This is a genomic window from Vibrio sp. Vb1026, from assembly GCF_033338745.1.
Taxonomy (GTDB): domain Bacteria; phylum Pseudomonadota; class Gammaproteobacteria; order Enterobacterales; family Vibrionaceae; genus Vibrio; species Vibrio alginolyticus.
In genome coordinates this window covers 1-2362 of the sequence record NZ_JAWOTH010000049.1, presented here as the reverse complement: position 1 = coordinate 2362, position 2362 = coordinate 1, and the positions used below count along the sequence as shown (strand labels likewise).

The 2362-nt window shown below is 41.5% G+C and carries 1 protein-coding gene; it reads right to left on the bottom strand.

The genetic code is table 11. The features are described 5' to 3' along the window. Nucleotides 1-189 precede the first annotated feature (189 nt). Nucleotides 190-669: a hypothetical protein gene (locus tag R7E47_RS24010; RefSeq protein WP_140124801.1), complete on the bottom strand. Its 480-nt coding sequence runs from the start codon at nucleotides 667-669 to the stop codon at nucleotides 190-192. Nucleotides 670-2362: the final 1693 nt, after the last annotated feature.

Here is a 2362-nt window from a genome sequence, read left to right as displayed (position 1 = left end):
TAAGACAATTTCAACTATAAGCTTTTACCACTAGATCTTGCGATATAGGCACGTTTTTCCTCTTGCAAACTAACGCCGCATTAAGGTGTGAGCAACGCTTCCACGAAACTCAACCATACCACCGTAAACACTAAACCCAACGATAGAATGAAAAATGCCAGGCGTTGGGAATCACTCTTAAATGCTTTGTTAGCCCTGTGCTTGACGTAACAAAGTAAACTGCTCACACCCCACATCATCACTACGGGTTCGATATGACCATGAACCTGTTAGTTTGGAACCACGGTCTTCTACTTTAAATAACCCAGAAACAAACGATAAGCTTACATTTGTTGAACTTCGCATATTGAGGGTTAGATAGCCCTCCCAAGTTTCACCTGAAATTCTGAAGTCTTGGATATAGTTGTCATCTGATTGTGACTTAGTAATGACACCTGTACCTGAAATATTATGTGCGCTTTGCTCCAAGTCTATTTGGTATGTGTATGTAGCACCATTTTCTTCAGTCTCATATGTCCAACGACCAGCTAGATCAACGCCCTTATATACCTTTTCCTGATACCAAGGTAATAGAACCTTATACAAAACAATGCCACATAGCCACAAGAAACCTGTAGCAATAACACCTGAGACTGCACCCCAAAATAATGTAGCTCCAATTCCCATCATTTCTCCTAGCTTATTGTTATGTATAAAGGGCTAACGCCTTGCTAAGGTGTGAGTAACGCAATACAAAAGCTACCGCACAGCGCCTTAATCACCATAAGCCACCGCAAAGTAAAAATGCCACGCGTTACGAATCACTCTTAAGCAATTTGTTAGTACATGCGCTACTGCTATTTATGCGCTCCAAGATATTGAAAAGTAGCATAATATGAAAGGGTTTGAACACTGAAGTGAGACGGGCAGCTACAAAACTTTACCTCGATTGGAAGACGAAAGTTGGCTAGAAGAAAAACGCACTGAACTGCCCTACTTTCACTAGCTTCAAATTAGAAATGGATTCTTTCCTCGTACTTCAACAGCCACACCAAAAGTAACCAAGGCTCTCTCAAAAGCCACCACGAAAATGAAGAAGCGCCAAAGAAATAGGCTAAGAGTTAGAAGCCGTAAACGGTGAAATCAAAGCAAACACTCCGCATATAGTGCCACCGGAAAGAACGTGAAAGGTACAAACTGAAAGGTGTAAAGACAAGCGCCAAAACAGATAAACACCAAAACTTATGACCTTTGATGTCAAACCCGTACTAACGCCTTGCTAAGGTGTGAGTAACGCAATACAAAAGCTACCGCACAGCGCCTTAATCACTCTAAGCCACCGCATAGTAAAAATGCCACGCGTTACGAATCACTCTTAAGCAATTTGTTAGTACATGCGCTGCTTCTATTTATGCGCTCCAAGATATTGAAAAGTAGCATGATATGAAAGACTTTGAACACTGAAGTGAGACGGGCAACTACAAAATTTTACCGCCATTGAGGAACGAGAGTTGGCTAGAAGAAAAACGCACGGAACTGCCCTACTTTTACTGACTTCAAATTAGAAAAGGATTCGACCCTCGTACCCCGACGACAGCATTAATTACAACCAAGGTTCTCTCAAAAGCCACCACGAAAATGAAGAAGCACCAAAGAAATTGGCTAAAAGTTAGAAACCGTAAACGGTGAAATCAAAGCAAACACTCCGCACATAGTGCCACCGGAAAGAACGTGAAAGGTACAAACTGAAAGGTGTAAAGACGAACGCCAAAACAGATAAACACCAAAACTGATGACCTTTGATGCTAAACCCGTACTAACGCCCAGTTAAGGGGTGAAGCACGCAATGACCAAGCCGCTGCATGGCACTTCAACACAAAAACCAACGCATACCAAAAATGCCACGTGTGCTGAATCCCTCTTGAACTGTTTGTTAGCTTAAATTATGTAGCACCAAGCCAGACCACCCCAAAACAGAATATTCAAAGTCCAGACTATTACACTCTGAACTGGAAGCATATGAAAAACTAACTGAGGACATTCCTTAAGTTCACTCGGAGAGAACAGCATTTGCGGCTGAAAATCCCAACTAGTAGCTAAACGCAGACCTCTTTTGAATCTAGGGTGGTTCACCAAGTATTCAGCGTAGGATGAATAAATTGTCCATAATCCCCAAAAGCCTAGTAACTCAATTAGGGATATCACTTCCAAACTAAATGGCAATAGTGAAGGTCCACCAATGAGCAAAATAGTTGCAAATATCCATTTTCTATTTCTCATTACACATCCTTGTTAATGATTTAAGCTAACGCCGCGTTAAGTGGTGAACAACGCCAACCACCAAACCTAACCATTATACCTTAAACACTAAATTCAACTTGAA